This window comes from Streptomyces sp. NPDC048442, from assembly GCF_040651475.1.
Taxonomy (GTDB): Bacteria; Actinomycetota; Actinomycetes; order Streptomycetales; family Streptomycetaceae; genus Streptomyces.
This window is the reverse complement of record NZ_JBEZKB010000025.1, coordinates 118,707-138,161: the sequence shown is the minus strand read 5'-3', so window position 1 is coordinate 138,161 and position 19,455 is coordinate 118,707. Positions and strand designations below refer to the sequence as shown.

Genomic DNA, 19,455 nt, shown 5'->3' with positions numbered 1-19,455 from the left:
GATGACCACTACCGACGACCTCCTCACCCCCGTCGTGGACAACGACGGCGCCCCTTTCTGGGAGTACGCCGCGCGCGGCGAGCTCCGCGTACAGGCCTGCGCCGACTGCGGCGAGCTGCGCTTCCCGCCCCGGCCGTGCTGCCCGCACTGCCACTCCTTCGCGTCCGAGTGGCGGCTGATGAGCGGGAAGGGCGTGGTGTGGTCGTACGTCGTGCCCCACCCGCCCCTCCTGCCCGCCTACGCCGCCCAGGCCCCGTACAACGCGGTGATCGTGGAACTGGCCGACGCACCGCACATCCGGCTCGTCGGGAATGTGGTCGCCGCGGCCGGCGCCGCACTGGACTCCGTCGACCCGGGGCGGCTGCGGATCGGGGCGAAGGTGCAGGTCACCTTCACGGAGCTGCCGGACGGGACGACCGTGCCGCGCTGGCTGCTGGAGCGACCGTGAGTACGGGGGCCAGTACGGGAGCGAGTACAGGGTCGAGTGCGGGGGCGAGTACGGGGGCGGGTACGAGCGTCCGTGTCGAGCGGGACAAGGGCACCGGCGTCGCCGTCGTCACGCTCGACCGGCCCGCGAAGCTCAACGCCATCGACCTGACGACCGCCGCTCAACTGGCGGACGCCTGGCGGGACTTCCGATACGACGACACCGTGCGCGTGATCGTCCTGACCGGCGCGGGCGCCAAGGCGTTCTGCACCGGAATCGACCGCTCCGTCGACGTACCGCAGCCGTCCTCCCCGTACTCGACCGACGATCCGCTCCTCACCGTCGGCCCGAAGGCGAACGACCTGTGGAAGCCGGTCATCGCGGCGGTGCGCGGCATGGCGTGCGGCGGGGCGTTCTACCTGCTGGGCGAGGCCGAGTTCGTGGTGGCGGGCGAGAGCGCGACCTTCTTCGACCCGCACACGACGTACGGAATGGTCAGCGCCTATGAAACAGCGCTGCTCGCGCAGCGGATGCCGTACGGGGAGGTGGCCCGGATGGCGCTGCTGGGGACAGCCGAGCGGATGTCGGCGCGGCGGGCGTACGAGGTCGGACTCGTGTCGGAGGTGACGCCGGACGGAGAGGAGCTGGCGGGGGCGCTGCGCTCGGCCGAGGTGATCGCCGGGTCCCCGACGGAGGCGGTCCAGGGCACCGTACGGGCGGTGTGGGCGACGAAGGAGGCGGCGCGGGCGCAGGCGTACGCGCAGGCTCCGCAACTGATCGCGCTGGGGAACCTGCCGGTGGGGCGGCAGGCGGAGCTGTTCCGGAAGCGAGGGGAGCAAGGGGAGCGGGGGAAGCAGGGGAAGCGGGGGTCTGAGTTCCGGATTCGCTGAGCGATTCACCCTGCGGCGACGGCCGTGAAGTTGTTCGCACGGGAATCGTCGTCCACCCTGATCGATCGTCGAGAGAGCCGCGCCCGTACGACGGAGGGCCCGGCCGCGTCGTGCACGACCGGGCCACCCGTACCTCACGCCCTGTGTCAGGAGCTGGTGCGCGTCACGTACTTGACCTCGCAGCGGCCGACCAGCGACTCGGTCGACTTCTTCACGTACGGGGTGGCGACGTCGCTGGTCCGGGACTGGCCCGGGGCGACGGCGACGATGCTCGTCGAGCGGGTGCCGACGGTGGAGCCGCTGTTGGTGAACTTCACCGTGAAGCTGTAGGTGTAGGTCTGCGAGGAGCTGCTGTTCGTCGCGGTGATGCCGGCGACCAGACCGCGCGACGGGTCGTACTTGCACTCCGAGATGCGCAGGTCGCGGGAGGCGCTGCTGCTGCCGCCGGAGCCCGGGACGGAGCCGGTGGTGCTGCTGGAGCTGGAGTCCGAGCTGGAGCTGGAGCTGGAGGACGAGCTGGAGCCGCCGCTCGACGAGCTGGAGCCGTCGTAGCCGCCCGTGGACGCCTGGTAGTCGCCACTGGAGGAGCCGGAGGAGCTGGAGGAGCTGTCGCTGCCACCGCTGGACGAGCTGGAGCTGGAGCTGTGACCGCCGCCGCAGCTGCCCCCGTGGGAGCCCCGGGCACCGGTGAGTGCGACGACTGCGATGCCGAAAACGGCCACTGCGCGGACATGGCGAAGCTTCATAGCTTCCAACCCCCGTTGTTTTAATGCAGTTTGGGATAACTCTGGCAGGAGTAAAGATCCCATAAGGACAAGTGCATGACACCCTAGCAGCGCCTGTCACATGGCACGTCCCAAACCCCGGGCGTAGCGTCGAACCCCTGAGACCTCGACAGAACCTCGACAAGAGGAGCGCGAGATGGTCAGGAATATCCTGGGCTCGGTCATCGCTCTCGCCGGAGCGGCGGCGGCCGTATGGAGCCCTTTCCGGTCCTGGTACGACGGTCGGCACGGGCGCGACTACCGCTTCATGGATCTCTTCAACGGGATCACAGACGCCAGGGCGGAGCTGGCCGGTTCCCTGCTGCTGCCGTTCCTTTTCGCCGCACTGGTCACGCTGGCCGCAGTGCTGCTGAGGTCCCGGCTGCTGATGGGGCTGGCCGGACTGATCACGCTTGGCTTCACGGTCTTCTGGATGGTGCGCCAGGGTCAGGCGGCGTCCGGCCTGGCCATCCACACGGACGGCACCGGCCTGGGAATGGGCGTCGCGGGCGCACTCGCCGGCGGAGTCCTGATGCTTCTGGGCGCCCTGCTCATGACCGGCCGCGGGCACAGACGCAGGCGTTCACGAGCCGACACTCACGACGACATTCACGACAACACTCACGACGACACTCAAGGCGCCACCTACGACCCCGCCCCTGAGCGAGGCGCCCCTTAGGGCGCGGGTCTGTATCGATATGCGGCTCCGCCGCGTGGGCGCGACCAGTCACAGTGCACCCGCAGGTGACATCCCAGCTACCGGGCCGACCTCCCCGTAGCCGTCCCCTTCACCGCATCCAGCGCGTAAACGCACCGGTCCTTGCTGCACGCATACACAATCCCCGCCTCCGCGACCGGCGACCCGGTGATCTCGCCGCCCGTCTTGAGCTTCCAGCGCAGCTGACCCCCCACCGCGTCCACGGTGTACAGACAGTGGTCCGCGGACCCGAAGTGAACCCGCCCGTCCGCCACCACCGGCGCCCCGACCAGCTCACCGCCCGCCGCGAACCGCCACTTCGGTGTGCCCGTCACCGCGTCCAGCGTGTAGAGCGCGCTGCCGCTGCCCACGTGCACATGGCCGCCCACCACCAGCACCGGCTCGATCGACTGCCGGGACTCCGTCGCGATGCGCCAGCGGTCCTTGCCGGTGGAGGCGTCCAGCGCGTACACCGTCCCGAGGTAGTCGGCGAGGTACACCCCGCCGCCCGTGACCGCGGGGCCGGGCGCGAAGGCAGGGGCGGACAGGAAGACCGCGGGCGCCTCGAAGTGCCAGCGGACGTGGCCCGAACCCTGGTCGATGGCCAGCACCCGCGTCCCTGCTGAGACGTACACATAGCCGTCCTCCGCCGACGTCACCCGCACCGGGGCCCCGCCGCACGACGCCGCGTCACCCACCGGATAGGACCAGCGCTCGATGCCGGACCGGGAGTCCAGCGCCCGCAGCCGCGCGTCCTGCCACACGTACACGGTGTCCCCGTGGACGTCGGGTCCGGCCTCCGGGGTCTCGAAGTCGGTCTGGGCGCCGGTGACTTCCCACAGCTTCTGCCCGTTGGACGCTTCCCACGCCTGGACGCCGCCACCGCGCGTGCCCGTGACGACGGTGCCGCGGGCCGCCTTCAGCGAGTACACCCAGGCGTCGGTCTGGAGCCGCCACCGTTCGGTGCCGTCGGCGGCGTCCAGTGCGTACAGCGTCGGCCCGTCGGAGGCGTGGATCCGGCCGCCGGAGACGGCCATCGCCCACGCCACGTCGCGCGTCTTGAACTGGCGGCGCCCGGACGCCACGTCCAGGGCGTGCACCTCGAAGGACGTCACGTAGACGAGGTCTCCGGCGACGGCCGGGGTGCCCCACACGTCGTTCGACATCCGGAACCGCCACGGCCGCCACCCGGTGGGCGAGGGCCCGTCGGATGGCTGCAGCGGTACGGCCGCGGGGGGCTGCGGTGCCACGGCCCCGGGCGGCGAGGGGACGCCGTTGAGCGCCGCTCCGCCCGGCGGGCGCACCCAGCCGGTCGCCGGTCCCGCAGCCTCCGCGACGGCTGCGGCGGCGGCAGCCCCGTGCCCGTCGGCGACCCGGGGTCCTGGCCCGATCGGCACCTTCGCCCCGGCGAGCCGCACCGGCCCGTCCGCGTACGAGGGCGGCGGCGGCGAGGCCTGGCCGGTGCGCGGGTCGGCACCCCTGTCGCCGCGCGGCGGCGGGTACGGCGGCGGGCTCTGCGGGCGCGGCGGCGGCGAAGGGTCGCGCCTCGGCTGCACCACAGCGGGAGGGACGGTCCGGCCGCCGCCCCTGCGCTGCTCGATCATCGCGGTCGCCCTGGTCGGCAGCCATGCCGACGCGGTGCCGCTGTCGTCGCCGCCGGAGGAGAAGAGGTGCGGGGCGAGCTGTGCCTGGAGGTCGGCGGGGCTGGGCCGCAGCGCCGCCTCCATGCCCATACAGGAATCGATCAGCGGACGGAGTTCGTCCGGGAGCCCGTCCAGGTCGGCGCCTTCGCGCAGCAGCATGAAGACGGTCTCGACGGGGTTCGCACCGTGGAAGGGGGCGTGCCCGGTCGCGGCGAAGACGAGGGTGGAGCCGAGCGAGAAGACGTCGCTCGCGCCGGTCACGCTGCGGGAGTCCCTGGCCTGCTCGGGGGACATGTAGGCGGGCGTGCCCACGGCGACGTTCGTCATGGTCAGCCGGGTGTTGGAGACCCCGGACGCGATGCCGAAGTCGATGACACGCGGCCCGTCCTCCACGACCAGGACATTGGACGGCTTGAGGTCGCGGTGGACCAGGCCCGCCCCATGGATGGACTGGAGGGCCTCGGCGATGCCGGCGGCCAGCCAGCGCACCGCGTTCGCGGGCATCGGCCCGCACTCATTCACTATTTCTTCGAGCGAGGGGGCGGGCACGTAGGCGGTCGCCAGCCACGGCACGGCCGCCCGCGGGTCGGCGTCGACCACGGCCGCCGTGTAGAAGCCGGAGACCGCGCGCGCCGCCTCGACCTCCCGCGTGAAGCGGACCCGGAACAGCTGGTCCTCGGCGAGTTCGGTGCGTACGGTCTTGATCGCCACCCGGCGCCCCGAGGCGGAGCGCGCCAGATAGACGAGCCCCATCCCGCCGGCGCCGAGCCGTCCCAGCACCTCGAACGGGCCGATCCGCCGCGGATCGTGCTGCGTCAGCTGCTCCACTTGCCTGCCACCTCCCCGTACCAGGCCGCGAAACACAGCCCCGGGGGCATTCTTCCTGCCGAACGCTGCGCTGGCTAACCCAGGGCCGGAATGGAATGTTTCCCCCCATTTCGTACACCTTTCGCGCAAAACCGGAACGCGGGCTTACGGCTTTCGGCGCCGATTCACGCCTTGCAGCTCCCGTTCCCGGATCCCGCGCTAACCCTTCGGTTCGGCCAGCACCGCGAAAACCGCACCCTGATTGTCGACGAGGATCGCCATTCGCCCGTAGGGAATGTCGAGCGGCGGCCGGGTAACCCGCCCGCCGAGCCGCTTGGCCTCCGCGACCGTCTCGTCGCAGTCCTCGACCAGGAAGTACGAGAGGAAGTGGGCCGGCATCTCGGCCGGGAGCGCGTCCGTGATGACGCTCCGTCCGGCGACCGCCGTGGCCTCACCGGGCTCGGTCCCGGCGGGCGACCAGACGCGGAAGTCGGCGCCACCGGGGTCGGGCAGGTCCTGGCCCCCGAAGCCGAAGACCGTCTCGTAGAAGTCGTCGACGCGCTCCTTGTCCGCCTCGCGCACGTACACCTCGGTCCAGCAGAAGGAGCCGGGCTCGGCGGTCTTCTCGAAGCCCTGGTGCGTACCGCCCTGCCAGACGCCGAAGACGGCGCCGCCGGGGTCGGCGACCAGGCCCATCGTGCCGTACGGGCCGACCGGCATGGCGTCCATGATGATCTGTCCGCCCGCCTTCCTGGCCCGCGCGAGCAGGGCGGCGGTGTCGGAGGTGGCGAAGTAGACGCCCCAGGCGGTGGGCATCCGGCCGTCGGGCTTGGGGGCGAGCGCCGCGACGTTCTTCCGCTGCTCGCCCTCGCCGCTGAAGGCCTGCGTGTAGTAGCCGTACTCCTTGCCCGCGGGGTCGTCGAAGGTCCAGCCGAACAGCCCGCCGTAGAAGCGCTTGCCCGCCGCGACATCGGGGAGCGTCACATCGATCCAGCAGGGCACGCCTTCTGCGAATGCGGTCATGGACCGATCCTTCCCGCTCTCGGAAATCCCCGCGCGGAGATATCCACCGAAGTTGTCCACAGGCTGTTGATAACACTATTGGGGGAGGACATCCGGCACCCTGTCACGTACCGCCATTCGAAGACCGGCCCCTCGCAGGCCCTCCGTCGCGCCCCGTCCACCACAACCGGCCCAAGATGCCCCAACTCTGGCCGGAAACCCATTTGCACTCGCCGAATCGCGCTCCGATCACCCCTCGGTAAGCTGACGGCATGACAGGACAAGTACGCACCGTCGACGGCCGCGTGGCCGGCCGGCGCGGTCAGGCGACGCGGCAGAAGCTGCTCGACTGCCTCAGTGAAATGCTCAGCTCGTCCCCCTACCGGGACGTCAAAGTCATCGATGTGGCCCGCAAGGCCGGCACTTCGCCCGCGACCTTCTACCAGTACTTCCCCGACGTAGAGGGCGCCGTCCTCGAAATCGCGGAGGAAATGGCAAAGGAGGGCGCGGGGTTGACCAGTCTGGTCGCCGGGCGCTCGTGGGTCGGCAAGGCCGGCGCACAGACCGCCGAGGAGCTCGTGGACGGATTCCTCGACTTCTGGCGTAAGCACGACGCGATCCTGCGGGTCGTCGACCTCGGCGCAGCGGAGGGCGACAAGCGGTTCTACAAGATCCGTATGAAGATCCTGAACTCCGTCACCAACTCCCTTACGGATTCCGTGAAGGAGCTGCAGACGAAGGGCAAGGTCGACAAGGACATCAGCCCGGCGGCGATGGCCGGCTCCCTGGTCGCGATGCTCGCGGCCGTGGCCTCGCACCAGAAGGGCTTCACCACCTGGGGCGTCAAGCAGGCCGAACTACGCCCGAATCTGGCACAGTTGGTCCACTTGGGCATTACGGGCAAAAAGCCTGCCAAGTAGTACTGCACACGTACCGGACGAACCCCACCAAGTCCTGTCACCCGATGGCGGATCACGCATGTGGTCCGCCATCGGCGTACCCGGGATCCGTCATCGGCGCACCCAGGATCCGTGGGAGCGGTGACCGTCTCAGCGCCTCACCGTCTCAGCGCTTCACCGTCTCACCGTCTCAACGCCTCAGCGCCGTTCGATCCGGAACAGCCGGATCTCCCGCTCGATGCGCCGCTGGTACGTGGCGTACGGCGGCCAGAAGCCCAGCACCGCCTGCCACGCGTCCGCCCGCTCCTCGCCCGCGAGCAGCCAGGCCCGTACCGGGATGTCCTGCCCCTCCCAGCTGACGGAGACCTCAGGGTGGGCGAGCAGGTTGCCGGTCCAGGCGGGGTGCCCCGGGCGGCCGAAGTTGGACCCGATCAGGATCCAGGTCCCCTTCTCCGGCTCCGGCATGCAGGCCAGCGGCGTCACCCTCGGCAGTCCGCTCTTCGCGCCGCGCGCGGTGAGGATCACGCCGGGCAGCATCCGGGTGCTGAGCATGGTCCTCCCCTTGCTCAGCCGGTGCACGGTGCGGTCCAGTACGGGGATGACGTGCGGGGCGATCCTCGCGAACGTGCGCGTCGATGACACCTTCTGCATCAGCTTCACACCGGCCTGCGCGCGACTGCCCGTGCTTCCCTTCGCAGCCATCAGAGGGCCTCCGCCCTTCCGTCACCCTCGCGGAACATCCCCGCCAGGTCCGCCGCGTGCCCGCGCAGCCGGTGCACGGGGCCGAACAGCAGCTCGTCGGAGGCTCCCCGCTGGAAGTACAGGTGCGCGTCGTGCTCCCAGGCGAAGCCGGTGCCGCCGTGCAGCTGCACCGCCTCCGACGACGCGGTACGCAGCGCCTCAAGCCCCTGCGCGAGGGCGAGGCGCCCACCGCCCGCCGGGTCGTGGGCGGCGCAGTACGCGGCCGTGCGCGCGCCCGCGATCTGTACGTACACGTCGGCGAGCCGGTGCTTGACCGCCTGGAACGAGCCGCCTGCCCGCCCGAACTGCTCACGTTCCTTCACGTACTCGACGGTCCGCTCCAGGGCCCGGTCGGCGGCGCCGACGGCCTCGACGGCGAGAGCGGCGGCGGCCCCGCAGCCGGTGGCGGTCAGCGCACCCGCCACATCGGCGTCCTCGACACCGAGCAACTCCCCTTCCACGTCACGGAATTGAACGGTCGCCTGCGGTCGGGTCCCGTCCAGCGCCACCTGCCGCGCCCGTACCACTCCGGCGGCGCTCGCAGCCCGTACGAGAAAGAAGAGCGTCCGGCTGCGCGCGAAGCCGCCGGTGTGCGCGGCGACGAGCAGCAGGTCCGCGCTGTGCCCGTCGAGCACCTGCTCGGCCTGCCCGTACAGCACCCATCCGTGGTCCGTGCGCCGTGCCTGTACGCCGCCGGAGCGCCCGCCGCCCGCCCAGTCCGCGGCGGTGTTGTCACCGGTCAGCCCGAGCGCGAGGGACAGCGCCGCGCCGGGCACGGCAATGGCGGCAGACGTGTGACCTGCGGCGATGCCAGGCAGGATGGCCTCGCGCTGGGCCTGGGTGCCGAGCGCGGCGATGAGCGGTGCGCAGAGCACGGCGGTGGCGAGCAGCGGCGAGGGAAGCAGCGCGCGGCCGGTCTCCTCGCAGGCCAGGACGAGGTCGGCGGGTGCCCGGCCCACTCCCCCGTAGTCGGCGGAGAGTGCGAGTCCCGGCAGGCCGAGCTCCTCGGCGAGCTGCCGCCAGAGCTCGCGGTCGTACCCCTCGGCGGTCGCGGTGGCGGACTTGACCTCGTCCGGGCCGCAGCGCTTGGCGAGCAGGTCGTGCAGGGTGCGGCGGATCTCGTCCTGTTCCGCGGTGAAGGCGGCTGCGAAAGCGGGTCCGGAACCGGACTCGAAGGCGGCGTCCATCTCGTGTGCTCCTCCCCTGATCTGACGGGGCGTCATGCTAGAGGCGGACCCCCTCAATTCCCATAGCCACGTGCACACTTCCCGATCTGATGTACCGTCAGATTCATGACATCACCCTCCCGACCCCGCAGGGTCGCCGTCGCCGGTGTCGCACTTTCCGACTGCGGCCGGGTGGACCAAGCCACCTCGTACGCACTGCACGCCCAGGCCGCCCGCCGCGCACTCGCCGACTCGGGCCTGGACCGCTCGGTGATCGACGGTTTCGCGTCGGCGGGGCTCGGCACGCTCGCCCCGGTCGAGGTGGCCGAGTACCTGGGCCTGCGCCCCCGCTGGGTGGACTCCACCTCGGTCGGCGGCTCGACCTGGGAGGTGATGGCCGCCCACGCCGCGGACGCCATCACCGCAGGTCACGCCAACGCCGTCCTCCTGGTGTACGGGTCGACGGCCCGCGCCGACATCAAGGCGGGGCGGCGCACCTCCAACCTCTCGTTCGGCGCGCGCGGCCCGCTGCAGTTCGAGGTTCCGTACGGTCACACGCTGGTCGCCAAGTACGCGATGGCCGCTCGCCGGCACATGCACGAGTACGGGACGACGCTGGAGCAGCTCGCCCAGGTGGCGGTACAGGCGCGGGCCAACGCGGCGACCAACCCGGACGCGATGTTTCGCACCCCGCTCACCGTCGACGAGGTCCTGGCGGGCCCGATGATCGCGGACCCGTTCACCAAGCTGCACTGCTGTCTGCGCAGCGACGGCGGCTGTGCGGTGCTGCTGGTCGCCGAGGAGTACGTACCGGACACGGCGAAGACGCCGGTGTGGGTGCTGGGCGCGGGTGCGTCGGTGTCCCACACGACCATGTCGGAGTGGGAGGACTTCACGGTCTCCCCGGCGGCGGAGAGCGGCCGACTCGCTTACGAACAGGCCGGGTTGGGCCCCTCCGACGTGGACATCGCCGAGATCTACGACGCCTTCACCTACATGACCCTCGTGACCCTCGAAGACCTGGGCTTCTGCGCGAAGGGTGAGGGCGGGGCGTTCGTGGAGAAGGGGCAGCTGCTGCGGGAGGGCGAGCTGCCGACCAATACCGACGGGGGCGGTCTCTCCGCCTGCCATCCGGGAATGCGCGGTCTGTTCCTGCTGGTCGAGGCCGCGCGTCAGCTGCGGGGCGAGGCCGGAGAAGGCCAGGTCCGCAAGGCGGGCGGGCGCTTGCCCGAGGTGGCGATCGCGTCGGGGACGGGCGGCTGGTTCTGCTCGTCGGGGACGGTACTGCTGGGCCGCTGACCGAGCTGCCCAAGGGCCACTCCGAAGAATCTATACACGCGTCATAGACAAGCGTCTTAAACACTCGTACAGTCGAGTCACCGGCCGGCGCACCTACGCGGCTGCCGGCCCAACTCGCTTACGAGGAGCCCGTCATGACGCACACCGTGCATCCCACCAGCGCCCACCGCCCCGCCCGCACCGTCCTCATCTCCGGCGCGAGCATCGCGGGCCCCGCCCTCGCCCTCTGGCTGCACCGGTACGGCTTCGAGCCGACCGTCGTCGAGCGGGCCGACGAGCTGCGGGCCGGCGGCTACAAGGTCGACCTGCGCGGCACCGCCGTCGACGTGTGCAGGCGGATGGGCATCATGGACGAGGTCCGCGCCCACTCCACCGACATGCAGACGGGTTCGTACGTCGACGAGAACAACCGCACCGTGGGCGAGATGCCGGCCGAGATCTTCGGCGGGCGGACCGGGGACGACGACGAGATCATGCGCGGCGACCTGGCCCGGATCCTCTACGAGCGCACCCGCGACGACGTCGAGTACCTCTTCGGCGACTCGATCAGCTCTCTCGCGGAGGACGAGGACGGCGTCCTGGTCACCTTCGAGAACTCCGCTCCCCGCCGCTTCGACCTGGTCGTCGGCGCCGACGGAATGCACTCGCACACCCGCCGGCTGGTCTTCGGCGACGCGCAGCGCTTCCGCCGTCACCTGGGCGCGTACATCTCGATCTTCACCGCGCCGAACGACCTGAACCTCGACCGGCACGAGGCCTACCACGCGCTCCCGAACAAGCTGGTGTGCGCGTACAGCTCGCGGGGCGAGCAGAAGGCGAAGAACATGTTCGTCTTCGCCTCCCCCGCCGAGATCCCGTACGACCACCGGGACGTCGCCGCCCAGAAGAGCATCCTCACCAACGCCTTTTCACAGGACCGGAGTTGGGAGATCCCGCGTCTGCTGACCAATGCCGAGTCCGCCGACGACTTCTACTTCGACTCGATCAGCCTGATCGAGATGGACCGCTGGTCGAAGGGCCGCATCGTGCTCCTCGGCGACGCGGCACACTGCACCTCACCGGCCTCCGGACAGGGCACGGGCCTCGCCCTCATCGGCGCGTACACCCTGGCGGGTGAACTGGCAGCGGCAGAAGGGGACTTCGAGAAGGCCTTCGCGGCCTACGAGCACCACATGCGTCCGGGTGTCGAGCACACCCAGGCCTTCGCGCAGAAGTTCGTCGGCGAGATGACGATGGACAGCAAGTGGAAGATCAAGCTGCGGCTGCTGATGCTGCGCTCGCTGCCGAAGATGCCGTGGCGGAACTTCATCGCGAAGAAGATCACGGAGGACGTGCAGAAGATGGCGCACATCGTCCCGATCAAGGAGTACAGGGAGTACAGGGAGTACGTGGAGGACGCGGCCGGTCCCGCGCGGTGTGCGGCCTGACGGCACAATCGCCACCATGACGACCGACGATGCCGCAGCCCGCGACACCACCCCCGCCACCTCTGCGGAGGACTTCCGCAGCCTGCTCCACTCCCTCCGGGTCTGGGACGGCGTACCGCTCCCGCCCCTCGACGCGGAGTCGGCCCCCGGCTCGCCCCTGCCGCTCTTCCGCACCTGGCTGCGGGAAGCGGCGGAGGCCGGTCAGGTGGAGCCGCACACGATGACCCTGGCCACCGCCGACGCGGCCGGCCGCCCCTCCGCCCGCATCCTGACGCTGCACGGAGCGGACGAGGACGGCTGGCACTTCGGCACCCACAGCACCAGCCGCAAGGGCCGCGAACTGGCAGCCCGCCCGGAAGCGGCCCTCGTCTTCTACTGGCCGGCCCAGGGCCGCCAGGTCCGCATCGAAGGCCGGGTCCACTCCGGCACCCCGGAGGCGGCAACGGCCGACCTGCACGCCCGCTCGACGGGAGCGCTGGCTGCGGCACTCACCGGCCGGATGAGTGAAGTACTGGATTCCCGGGCCGAGTTGACCTCCGCATCGGAGGAGTCCTGGTCCCGCGCCCAGGCAGACCCGACCCTGACCGCCCCCACGTGGACGCTGTACGCACTGGTACCGACGCAGGTCGAGTTCTTCCAGGGAGACGCCCGCCGCCAGCACGTACGACTGCGCTACCGCCGGGCCGCGGAGGGCGCGGAGACCGCCGAGGCCGCCGAGGCCGCCTGGGTACGCGAGCTGCTCTGGCCCTGATCGTCCCGGCTCAGCCCGACCGCCCCTCAGCCCGACCGCCCCGGCTTCAGCCCGACCGTCCCGCCTCAGCCCGCGCCCGGCAGCGCCCGTTCCAGGAGGACCTCCGCCGCCACCCGTGCGTGCCGGCCGTAGTCCGGTTCGCCCAGCACCATGGAGCGGCTGGCCGCTCCGTCCGCGAGGGTGGCCAGTTGTTCGGCGAGTGCGCCCGGGTCTCGGCAGCCCAGCTCCGTCACCAGGTCGGCAATCAGCCGCACCATCCGCAGCTTCTGTTCGCGGGCGTAGGAGTGAACCCCGCTCGCCGGGTCGGGGAACTCCGCGGCCGCGTCGATGAACGGGCACCCGCGCACCGGGCTCGTGTCCGCCGCCGGCGGGTCGAACAGCATGAGGATCCGCTCCCGCGGCGGGATGTCCTCGCGGGTCAGCGCACCTTCGAGCGTGGCACCCGACGACACCAGGTCCTGCAAGTGGGCGATGACCAGGTCGTTCTTGGTCCGGAAGTGCGCGTAGAGCGTCCGCTTGGACACCGGGGCCCGCTCCGCGACCTGTTCCATGCCGGTCGCGTTGATCCCCTGGGCCGCGAACAGTTGGGCGGCGGCGGCCAGGATCCGCTCGCGCCCGCCGCGTCCCCTCCGCGGGGATTCCGTAGCCGTCGCACTCATGGCGCAAGTATACGTTCTCGTTTACTTCGAGCGAGGTGCCTTGCTAGGGTCATCCTCGATGTAAACGGAATCGTTTACCTAAGCTGCCGTCGAGGAGTGGTCATCATGAGCAGGGCGTTCCCCACCGAGCTGAGCGGTTGTGCCCAGAAGCTGATGCGCGACCGGCACGCGACCCGCGCGTTCCGTCCGGAGGCGGTGCCCGGCGAGACGATGCGGGCGATCTTCTCGCTGGCCGGCGCCGCGCCGTCCAATTCCAACGCGCAGCCCTGGCAGGTCGAGGTGGTAAGCGGCGCGGCGCGCGAGCGACTGGCGGAAGCCTTGCGGGCGGCCCACGCCGAGCAGCGCACGTCGGTGGACTTTCCGTACTCCGAAGACATGTACGCGCAGGTGCACCAGGCACGCCGGGCCGCGTTCGGCGCCGGGCTGTACGGAGCGCTGGGCATCGGCGCCGACGACCACACGGCGCGCGCGGCCTACAACGAGGAGAGCCTGCGCTTCTACGGCGCACCGCACGCCGCGTTCCTGTTCGTCGGCGGAGACGGCGGGGCACGGCTGGCCGCGGACGTCGGCGCGTACCTGCAGACGCTGCTCCTGGCGATGACGGCGTACGGCGTGGACAGTTGCCCGCAGGGACTGCTGAGCTTCTACGCCGACGCCGTTCGCACCGAACTCGGCGTCACCGAAGGGAAACTGCTCGTCGGCGTCTCCTTCGGCTACGCCGACGAAACCGCACCGGCGAACCGGGTCGTCACCGGCCGGGCCCCGCTCGAATCAACGACGTCCTTCCACAGCTAGGGCCTGTCCGGCGGATCTTGCCGCGGTCGCGCACCCCCTCGACTTCAGCTGCGGGCCATGCGGAAAACCGGCACGGCGTACCCGGCGGAATCGCTCTCCCCCGCCCGGAACCCCACCTCCAGCTCCGCCCCCACCCTCAGCTCCCCCTCCGCGCAGTCCACGATCTCCGTCATCATCCGGGGCCCTTCCTCCAGGTCCACCACGGCTGCGACGTACGGCACGCGCTCGCCGAACGGGGGGAGGTCGTTCCTGTGCACCACCGACCAGGTGTAGAGCGTGGCCCGCCCGCTCGCCCGCTCCCAACTCACCTCCTCGCTCCAGCAGTACGGGCAGAATTCGCGCGGGTAGTGGTGCGCGCGGGCGCAGGATGCGCAGCGTCGGAGCAGCAGCCGGCCCTCGGCGGCGGCGGTCCAGTAGGGGCGGGTGAAGGCGTCGATGTCGGGCGTCGCGGCGCTGAGCGGTGTCATCAGAACAGTCCGATCGCATGGTCGAAGGAGCCGAGTCCTAGGGCACTCGTTTCTGACGGTACGTCAGTTCAGCCGAAGGTGCGGCAGTACGCAAGAGGGGCGCAGGGCCCGTACAAGCGGGGCGCAATGCCCGTACAAGCGGGGCGCAGGGCCCGGCGGCCACCCCGCGTGATCGATTCGCAACCGATTCCACCCTTGTCCGAGACCCATCAAACGAGGGCGCGGTTACGCTCACGACTCATGGCCTCTACCCGCAGTGACCCCAGCAGCCCCGGCATCGCCACGACCAATGACCGCCCGGTGTACGTCATCGGGGCGGGCCCAGGTGGTCTGGCCGCAGCGGCGGCACTGCGTGCGCGAGGCGTACGGGCCGTGGTCCTGGAGAAGTCGGACCTGGTCGGCGCTTCCTGGCGCGCCCACTACGACCGCCTCCACCTGCACACCACCCGCCGTCTGTCCGGCCTTCCCGGCCTGAAGATGCCCCGCTCCTTCGGCCGCTGGGTCTCCCGCGACAACGTGGTCCGCTACCTGGAGAAGTACGTCGCGTTCCACGAGCTGGAGATCGTCACGGGTGTCGAGGTCTCCCGTATCGACCCGGCACCCGACGGCACGGGCTGGGTCCTGCACGCGAGCGGCGGCCGCGAGCTGACCGGCTCGGCGGTCGTGGTCGCCACCGGCTACAACCACACCCCGAACCTCCCGGACTGGCCGGCCTCGGACGCGTACAAGGGTGAACTCCTGCACGCCTCCGCCTACCGCAACCCTTCCGCGTACGCGGGCAAGGACGTACTGGTCGTCGGCGTCGGCAATACGGGCGCGGAGATCGCCGCCGACCTCGCCGAAGGCGGCGCGTCCCGCGTCCGCCTCGCCGTCCGCACCGCGCCGTACATCCTCCGCCGCTCCACGGCGGGCTGGCCCGCCCAGCGCACCGGCATCCTGGTCCGCCGCCTGCCGGTGGGCCTGGTCGACCGGGCGGGCGACGTCGTCTGCCGCATCTCCGTCCCCGACCTGTCCGCGCAAGGCCTCCCCCGCCCCACCACCGGCCTGTACTCCCGTGTGAACGAGGGTGCGATCCCGGTCCAGGACGTCGGCCTGGTCGCCGCGATCCGCGCGGGCAAGGTCGAACCGGTCGCCGCCCTCGACTCCTTCGCCCCTGAGTCCGGCGAGGCGGTCCTCGCGGACGGTTCGCGGATGAGCCCGGACGTGATCATCGCGGCCACGGGCTACCGCCGCTCCCTGGAGGGGCTGGTCGGCCACCTCGACGTACTCGACTCCCGTGGCCGCCCCACGGTCCACGCCGGCCGTACGTCCCCCAAGGCTCCCGGCCTCCACTTCACCGGCTTCACGAACCCGATCTCCGGCATGTTCCGCGAGATGGCCATGGACGCGGAACGGATCGCACGGGCGGTGGCGCGCGGTTCGAAGTCCTGATTCGAGGGGGTGCTGACTTCCCGACACTCCGGTCAGGGCCACCACCCCTCGAACCGGTACCCCCGCTCGAACCGGCCCGTGCCGATCCCCCATCCCCGCCCCAGCTCGAACCAGGTGGCCTTGCCGGTCCCCGGCCCGTGCGTGCACACGCCCCACGCGTCGGCGCCGCACGAGATGAGCTGCATGCCGCGCCCGTGCTCGGAGTCGTCGGCCGGGGTCTGACACACGGGCCGCCCGGGAGCCTCGTCGTGCACGAGCACGCGGAGCAGCTTGCCGGGGTCGCTCCACCCGGCGAAGAGGGTGACGGGCCCGGTGGTCTCGCTGACCGTGCAGGCGGCGATGGCGTTGGTGACGGCTTCGGAGGTCAACAGGACGGCAGCATCGGTGAGTTCGTCCCGACCTGCGGCGTCGACGAGGGTCCGCACGGCCTCCCGTGCGGTACGGACCCATGCGGGGTCGGGCGGGAACACGAGCGATACGTCGCGGTGGGCGGGACGGGATCGGTCTCCCATGACGGGCTCCTCGGTACGGGCCGATGAATCGCGGTGACCAGGTCCGTCACTCAAGTCGCTTGAGGGCGGGGGTACTTCCGCCCTTTGAAGGTAGGGAACCCGTTCCGAGAGTTGCAACCGTTTCCCGCGAAAGTCACCGATGTGAGTGACATACGAACAACCTTGTGGCCCGACCCACTTGAGCCCCGGCAGACTGCTCCGCAGGAGGTCAGACATGCCACCCAGGAGCAACCCCAGCGAGCGCCAGCGACGCCTCGGCCTTGAGCTGCGCAAGCTACGGAACAGCGCGGGCCTGTCCGGCGACCGCGCCGGCGCCCTGCTCGACGCGGACCGCACCCGCATCAGCAACATCGAGGCAGGCCGCATCGACGTGTCCCGCAACCGGCTCTACAAGCTGCTGCGCGAGTACGGCTGCCCACCGGGCACGTACTTCGACGGCCTGATGGAAATGGCGCAGGCCACCGGTAAGGGGTGGTGGGACGAATTCCGCGATGTCATGGGGCGCCGCCCCTTGGACCTGGCAGAACTAGAGAGCCGCTGCACCGGCATTCGCATGCACGAGCCGCTCTTCATCCCAGGGGCCCTCCAGACGGAGGATTACGCGCGCGCAGTGATCACTGCCATGGACGAAGATCCAGAACTCGTAGAGCGATACGTGGCATTCCGCATGGCCAGGCAACGCATCCTCACCGGGGACCTCCCGATCCCGTATCACGCGGTCGTTCACGAGGCAGCACTGCGCGTGCACGTCGGCGGTACCGAAACCATGCGCACGCAACTGACGAGGCTCATCGGAATCTCACGGCTTCCCCATGTGACGCTCCAGATCTTCCCGTTCCAACAAGGCGCATACGCCGCGTTCAGCCGCCCGTTCATGCTCCTCGGCGGAGCTACATCCGAACTGGACACGGCCTACCTTGAACACCCGCTGCATCCAGGGTTCGTGGGGGATGGAGCCGTCAACGACGAGTACGGCAAGATGTTTGAGAGGTTGTGTGACTTGGCACTGACACCGGTCGACCCGGACACCGAACCGGAGTCCCACAGCAGCGAAGACTCACTCAGCCTGATTCAGCACATCATGTACGAACTGTAGTTAGGGAGCCCGATGTTCCAGCTCGTCTGGCAGAAGTCCTCGTTCAGTACCGGCGGCCAGAACGAGTGTGTCGAACTCTCCAGCGACCCAACTGGCCGCATCCACCTCCGCGAGAGCGACGACCCCACCAGGGTCACCCAGACCTCCCCTACCGGACTCGTAGCACTACTGGCTACGGTCAAGGCCGGAATGTTCAGTAACCCTGCGACCGGAGACGCCTCTCATGAACGAACTCACTTGGCAGAAGTCCAGCTTTAGCGGCAGCAGCGGCCAGGGCGAATGCGTCGAGCTGGCCACCGGCCCAACCGGCCGCATCCACCTCCGCGAGAGCGACGACCGCGCCCGGGTCGCCACCCCCTCCCCCGCCGCCCTTCGCGCCCTCCTCACCACCCTCAAGCACACCCGCTGACTGCGGGCGCGTTTCAGGACGACTGTGCCGAGGAGCACATGCGGCTCCGGCCAGTCTCAGCGGAACGCGGCGACGTTACGTGCGGCCCAATCCGCGAAGGTGTGCGGGGCGCGGCCTAGGACCTGCTCAACGTCCGGGCTGACGCGCAGCTCGGCCGGGTTCGGGGAGCCGAGGATGTCCAGGGTGTCGTCGGCGAGCTCCCCCGGCATGCTCTGGCTCATGGCGGCCTTGGCCTCCTCGCGGGTGAGCTCATGGAACTTCACCGGTGAGCCCAACGCGGCGGCGATGGCCTCCGCCTGCTGTCGCGGAGTGATCACTTCCGGGCCGGTCAGCTCGTAGACGCCGCCGGTGTGCCGGTCCTCCAGCAGGCAGGCCGCCGCGACCGCAGCGATGTCCGCCGGGTCGATGATCGGCACCCCGATGTCGCCAAAGGGCGCCGCGACGACCTGTTGCGTACGGACGGAATCGGCCCACCACAGGGCGTTGGAGGCGAAGCCGCCCGGCCGCAGGATGGCCCACTCCAGGCCGGACTCCCTCAGCGTGCCCTCCAGTGCGCGCATCGCGATCCGTGTTTGGCCGGAAGGCCTGGTCACCACGCCCAGTGTGGAGAGCAGGACGACCCGGCGGACCCCGGCGGCCGCGGCTTCGCCGATGATGTCGGCAGGGTTGGCCCCAGCGGCGTGCAGGTCGCCGGAGAGCAGCAGGAACAATGCCTTCGCCCCGGCCAGCACGGGCTTGAGGCCGGCCGGCTCGGCCAGGTCGGCCACCACGTGGCGGACGCCGTCCGGCACCGCCGCCGCGTGCCGGGACACCGCCGTCACCTGCTGGCCCGCCTCTGCCAGTGCCTGCGTCAGCGGTCGGCCGATGTTTCCGGTGGCTCCAGTGACAACGATCATGATCAGCTCCTTGTCGGACGTCCGCTTCGGATGTCCTCTGTGGCCCGCACGCTAGGGGCGCGGGCTTACTTTTAGTAAGGACGTACCCGGAGGTAAGCTCATGACATGACGGGAAGCGTGCAGCACAGACAGGCCGGGACAGGGCAGCGGTATGACGTGTTTCACACCGACTGCCCCGCGCGCGACGTGGTCGACCACGTGACCAGCAGGTGGGGCGTCTGGGTGCTGATCTCGTTGCGGAGCAACAGCCTTCGGTTCTACGAGCTGCGCGAGAGCATCCACGGCATCAGCGAGAAAATGCTCGCCCAGACCCTGCGCGCACTGGTCCAGGACGGCCTGGTCTGGCGGGAGGTCGAGCCGACGACGCCACCCCAGGTCACCTACGGGCTGACCGAGTTCGGCCGGGACGTCGGCGAGCCGCTGACCGAGCTGTTCGACCGGATCACCCAGCGACTGTCGCCGCGCATCACGGAATAGGCCCTCCTGAACCGGCTTCACCCGGCTGCCCGTTCGGCTCCCAGAACCATGCGGCGCGCCAATGACCTCCCGTTTCCCGTTACCTTACGAACCGCGCACCCCGCCACAACCAAAGCTCCGCGAACAGGTCCGTACCGCACTGTTCCTGACGGACCGTCAATTCAGTAATCTGACACTGCGTCAGTGAATTGCCAATCCGG

The 19,455-nt window shown here is 70.2% G+C and carries 21 protein-coding genes and 1 pseudogene; 13 read left to right on the top strand and 9 right to left on the bottom strand.

What is annotated here, in order from left to right; genetic code table 11:
* The first annotated feature begins 1 nt into the window (after position 1).
* The gene (locus AB0D18_RS30810) at positions 2-448 is read left to right on the top strand and encodes an OB-fold domain-containing protein (protein WP_362425790.1); all 447 of its coding nucleotides are present in this window, start codon (positions 2-4) and stop codon (positions 446-448) included.
* A complete protein-coding gene (locus AB0D18_RS30805) occupies positions 445-1,317 on the top strand; it encodes an enoyl-CoA hydratase/isomerase family protein (protein ID WP_362425787.1) in 873 nt (290 codons plus the stop codon). The genes AB0D18_RS30810 and AB0D18_RS30805 overlap by 4 nt, the downstream gene beginning before the upstream one ends.
* Before the next feature lie 146 nt (positions 1,318-1,463).
* Here AB0D18_RS30805 and AB0D18_RS30800 read toward each other — a convergent pair whose 3' ends face one another.
* A complete protein-coding gene (locus tag AB0D18_RS30800) occupies positions 1,464-2,063 on the bottom strand; it encodes a hypothetical protein (protein WP_362425784.1) in 600 nt (199 codons plus the stop codon).
* A gap of 175 nt (positions 2,064-2,238) precedes the next feature.
* Between AB0D18_RS30800 and AB0D18_RS30795 the strand changes: the two are divergent.
* Positions 2,239-2,646 (top strand): annotated as a pseudogene (locus AB0D18_RS30795) (hypothetical protein); the annotation flags it as partial.
* Positions 2,647-2,837: 191 nt separating this feature from the next.
* Here the strand turns inward: AB0D18_RS30795 and AB0D18_RS30790 are convergent.
* Both AB0D18_RS30790 and AB0D18_RS30785 read right to left on the bottom strand, forming a co-directional pair.
* Positions 2,838-5,249, bottom strand: a complete 2,412-nt coding sequence (locus AB0D18_RS30790) for a PQQ-binding-like beta-propeller repeat protein (protein WP_362425781.1) — start codon at positions 5,247-5,249, stop codon at positions 2,838-2,840.
* A gap of 198 nt (positions 5,250-5,447) precedes the next feature.
* Positions 5,448-6,251 (bottom strand): VOC family protein, encoded by an 804-nt coding sequence (locus AB0D18_RS30785; RefSeq protein WP_362425778.1) that lies wholly within the window; start codon positions 6,249-6,251, stop codon positions 5,448-5,450.
* 251 nt (positions 6,252-6,502) lie between these two features.
* On the opposite strand from AB0D18_RS30785, the gene AB0D18_RS30780 reads away from it, so the two are divergent.
* Positions 6,503-7,150 carry a TetR family transcriptional regulator gene (locus AB0D18_RS30780; RefSeq protein WP_362425775.1) on the top strand — a complete coding sequence of 216 codons (648 nt, stop codon included), beginning with the start codon at positions 6,503-6,505 and terminating at the stop codon, positions 7,148-7,150.
* Positions 7,151-7,327: 177 nt separating this feature from the next.
* On the opposite strand, the gene AB0D18_RS30775 is transcribed toward AB0D18_RS30780, so the two are convergent.
* Together AB0D18_RS30775 and AB0D18_RS30770 are read right to left on the bottom strand one after the other, a co-directional pair.
* Positions 7,328-7,831: a nitroreductase family deazaflavin-dependent oxidoreductase gene (locus AB0D18_RS30775; RefSeq protein WP_362425772.1), complete on the bottom strand. Its 504-nt coding sequence runs from the start codon at positions 7,829-7,831 to the stop codon at positions 7,328-7,330.
* Positions 7,831-9,057 carry an acyl-CoA dehydrogenase family protein gene (locus AB0D18_RS30770; RefSeq protein WP_362425769.1) on the bottom strand — a complete coding sequence of 409 codons (1,227 nt, stop codon included), beginning with the start codon at positions 9,055-9,057 and terminating at the stop codon, positions 7,831-7,833. Before AB0D18_RS30770 ends, AB0D18_RS30775 begins: the two co-directional genes overlap by 1 nt.
* Before the next feature lie 105 nt (positions 9,058-9,162).
* On the opposite strand from AB0D18_RS30770, the gene AB0D18_RS30765 reads away from it, so the two are divergent.
* The 3 genes from AB0D18_RS30765 (at position 9,163) to AB0D18_RS30755 (ending at position 12,513) form a co-directional block, all read left to right on the top strand.
* Positions 9,163-10,335, top strand: a complete 1,173-nt coding sequence (locus tag AB0D18_RS30765; protein ID WP_362425766.1) for an acetyl-CoA acetyltransferase — start codon at positions 9,163-9,165, stop codon at positions 10,333-10,335.
* Positions 10,336-10,469: 134 nt separating this feature from the next.
* Complete coding sequence (locus AB0D18_RS30760; RefSeq protein ID WP_362425763.1) at positions 10,470-11,762, top strand: FAD-dependent monooxygenase; 1,293 nt, start codon at positions 10,470-10,472, stop codon at positions 11,760-11,762.
* 16 nt (positions 11,763-11,778) lie between these two features.
* Positions 11,779-12,513, top strand: coding sequence for a pyridoxal 5'-phosphate synthase (locus tag AB0D18_RS30755; RefSeq protein WP_362425761.1), 735 nt, complete (start codon positions 11,779-11,781; stop codon positions 12,511-12,513).
* 65 nt (positions 12,514-12,578) lie between these two features.
* On the opposite strand, the gene AB0D18_RS30750 is transcribed toward AB0D18_RS30755, so the two are convergent.
* The gene (locus AB0D18_RS30750) at positions 12,579-13,172 is read right to left on the bottom strand and encodes a TetR family transcriptional regulator (protein ID WP_362425758.1); all 594 of its coding nucleotides are present in this window, start codon (positions 13,170-13,172) and stop codon (positions 12,579-12,581) included.
* A 105-nt stretch (positions 13,173-13,277) separates the two neighbouring features.
* Here AB0D18_RS30750 and AB0D18_RS30745 point away from each other — a divergent pair, with 105 nt between their 5' ends.
* Complete coding sequence (locus AB0D18_RS30745; RefSeq protein ID WP_362425755.1) at positions 13,278-13,967, top strand: nitroreductase family protein; 690 nt, start codon at positions 13,278-13,280, stop codon at positions 13,965-13,967.
* Between the two features lie 44 nt (positions 13,968-14,011).
* On the opposite strand, the gene AB0D18_RS30740 is transcribed toward AB0D18_RS30745, so the two are convergent.
* The gene (locus AB0D18_RS30740; RefSeq protein WP_362425752.1) at positions 14,012-14,434 is read right to left on the bottom strand and encodes a Zn-ribbon domain-containing OB-fold protein; all 423 of its coding nucleotides are present in this window, start codon (positions 14,432-14,434) and stop codon (positions 14,012-14,014) included.
* A gap of 240 nt (positions 14,435-14,674) precedes the next feature.
* On the opposite strand from AB0D18_RS30740, the gene AB0D18_RS30735 reads away from it, so the two are divergent.
* Positions 14,675-15,865: an NAD(P)/FAD-dependent oxidoreductase gene (locus AB0D18_RS30735; RefSeq protein ID WP_362425749.1), complete on the top strand. Its 1,191-nt coding sequence runs from the start codon at positions 14,675-14,677 to the stop codon at positions 15,863-15,865.
* Between the two features lie 32 nt (positions 15,866-15,897).
* Here the strand turns inward: AB0D18_RS30735 and AB0D18_RS30730 are convergent, their stop codons facing one another.
* Positions 15,898-16,377 (bottom strand): ATP-binding protein, encoded by a 480-nt coding sequence (locus tag AB0D18_RS30730; protein WP_362425746.1) that lies wholly within the window; start codon positions 16,375-16,377, stop codon positions 15,898-15,900.
* A 214-nt stretch (positions 16,378-16,591) separates the two neighbouring features.
* Here AB0D18_RS30730 and AB0D18_RS30725 point away from each other — a divergent pair, with 214 nt between their 5' ends.
* The 3 genes from AB0D18_RS30725 to AB0D18_RS30715 are packed head-to-tail and all read left to right on the top strand — an operon-like array spanning position 16,592 to position 17,882.
* On the top strand, positions 16,592-17,473 hold the full coding sequence (locus tag AB0D18_RS30725) for a helix-turn-helix transcriptional regulator (RefSeq protein WP_362425743.1): 882 nt from the start codon (positions 16,592-16,594) through the stop codon (positions 17,471-17,473).
* A 12-nt stretch (positions 17,474-17,485) separates the two neighbouring features.
* Positions 17,486-17,731: a DUF397 domain-containing protein gene (locus AB0D18_RS30720; protein WP_362425740.1), complete on the top strand. Its 246-nt coding sequence runs from the start codon at positions 17,486-17,488 to the stop codon at positions 17,729-17,731.
* The gene (locus AB0D18_RS30715; RefSeq protein WP_362425737.1) at positions 17,697-17,882 is read left to right on the top strand and encodes a DUF397 domain-containing protein; all 186 of its coding nucleotides are present in this window, start codon (positions 17,697-17,699) and stop codon (positions 17,880-17,882) included. Before AB0D18_RS30720 ends, AB0D18_RS30715 begins: the two co-directional genes overlap by 35 nt.
* A 56-nt stretch (positions 17,883-17,938) precedes the next feature.
* On the opposite strand, the gene AB0D18_RS30710 is transcribed toward AB0D18_RS30715, so the two are convergent.
* Complete coding sequence (locus AB0D18_RS30710) at positions 17,939-18,778, bottom strand: NAD(P)H-binding protein (RefSeq protein ID WP_362425734.1); 840 nt, start codon at positions 18,776-18,778, stop codon at positions 17,939-17,941.
* A gap of 105 nt (positions 18,779-18,883) precedes the next feature.
* Between AB0D18_RS30710 and AB0D18_RS30705 the strand changes: the two genes are divergently transcribed.
* A complete protein-coding gene (locus AB0D18_RS30705) occupies positions 18,884-19,255 on the top strand; it encodes a helix-turn-helix domain-containing protein (RefSeq protein WP_362425731.1) in 372 nt (123 codons plus the stop codon).
* Positions 19,256-19,455 lie beyond the last annotated feature (200 nt).

What these genes read in the sequence shown, in the direction of transcription:
- AB0D18_RS30775 (WP_362425772.1), bottom strand. Translation starts at nt 7,831, where the DNA reads ATGGCTGCGAAGGGAAGCACGGGCAGTCGCGCGCAGGCCGGTGTGAAG.
- AB0D18_RS30710 (WP_362425734.1), bottom strand. Translation starts at nt 18,778, where the DNA reads ATGATCGTTGTCACTGGAGCCACCGGAAACATCGGCCGACCGCTGACG.
- AB0D18_RS30725 (WP_362425743.1), top strand. Translation starts at nt 16,592, where the DNA reads ATGCCACCCAGGAGCAACCCCAGCGAGCGCCAGCGACGCCTCGGCCTT.
- AB0D18_RS30760 (WP_362425763.1), top strand. Translation starts at nt 10,470, where the DNA reads ATGACGCACACCGTGCATCCCACCAGCGCCCACCGCCCCGCCCGCACC.
- AB0D18_RS30715 (WP_362425737.1), top strand. Translation starts at nt 17,697, where the DNA reads ATGAACGAACTCACTTGGCAGAAGTCCAGCTTTAGCGGCAGCAGCGGC.
- AB0D18_RS30770 (WP_362425769.1), bottom strand. Translation starts at nt 9,057, where the DNA reads ATGGACGCCGCCTTCGAGTCCGGTTCCGGACCCGCTTTCGCAGCCGCC.
- AB0D18_RS30735 (WP_362425749.1), top strand. Translation starts at nt 14,675, where the DNA reads ATGGCCTCTACCCGCAGTGACCCCAGCAGCCCCGGCATCGCCACGACC.
- AB0D18_RS30745 (WP_362425755.1), top strand. Translation starts at nt 13,278, where the DNA reads ATGAGCAGGGCGTTCCCCACCGAGCTGAGCGGTTGTGCCCAGAAGCTG.
- AB0D18_RS30800 (WP_362425784.1), bottom strand. Translation starts at nt 2,063, where the DNA reads ATGAAGCTTCGCCATGTCCGCGCAGTGGCCGTTTTCGGCATCGCAGTC.
- AB0D18_RS30785 (WP_362425778.1), bottom strand. Translation starts at nt 6,251, where the DNA reads ATGACCGCATTCGCAGAAGGCGTGCCCTGCTGGATCGATGTGACGCTC.
- AB0D18_RS30720 (WP_362425740.1), top strand. Translation starts at nt 17,486, where the DNA reads ATGTTCCAGCTCGTCTGGCAGAAGTCCTCGTTCAGTACCGGCGGCCAG.
- AB0D18_RS30755 (WP_362425761.1), top strand. Translation starts at nt 11,779, where the DNA reads ATGACGACCGACGATGCCGCAGCCCGCGACACCACCCCCGCCACCTCT.
- AB0D18_RS30740 (WP_362425752.1), bottom strand. Translation starts at nt 14,434, where the DNA reads ATGACACCGCTCAGCGCCGCGACGCCCGACATCGACGCCTTCACCCGC.
- AB0D18_RS30765 (WP_362425766.1), top strand. Translation starts at nt 9,163, where the DNA reads ATGACATCACCCTCCCGACCCCGCAGGGTCGCCGTCGCCGGTGTCGCA.
- AB0D18_RS30780 (WP_362425775.1), top strand. Translation starts at nt 6,503, where the DNA reads ATGACAGGACAAGTACGCACCGTCGACGGCCGCGTGGCCGGCCGGCGC.
- AB0D18_RS30810 (WP_362425790.1), top strand. Translation starts at nt 2, where the DNA reads ATGACCACTACCGACGACCTCCTCACCCCCGTCGTGGACAACGACGGC.
- AB0D18_RS30730 (WP_362425746.1), bottom strand. Translation starts at nt 16,377, where the DNA reads ATGGGAGACCGATCCCGTCCCGCCCACCGCGACGTATCGCTCGTGTTC.
- AB0D18_RS30705 (WP_362425731.1), top strand. Translation starts at nt 18,884, where the DNA reads ATGACGGGAAGCGTGCAGCACAGACAGGCCGGGACAGGGCAGCGGTAT.
- AB0D18_RS30750 (WP_362425758.1), bottom strand. Translation starts at nt 13,172, where the DNA reads ATGAGTGCGACGGCTACGGAATCCCCGCGGAGGGGACGCGGCGGGCGC.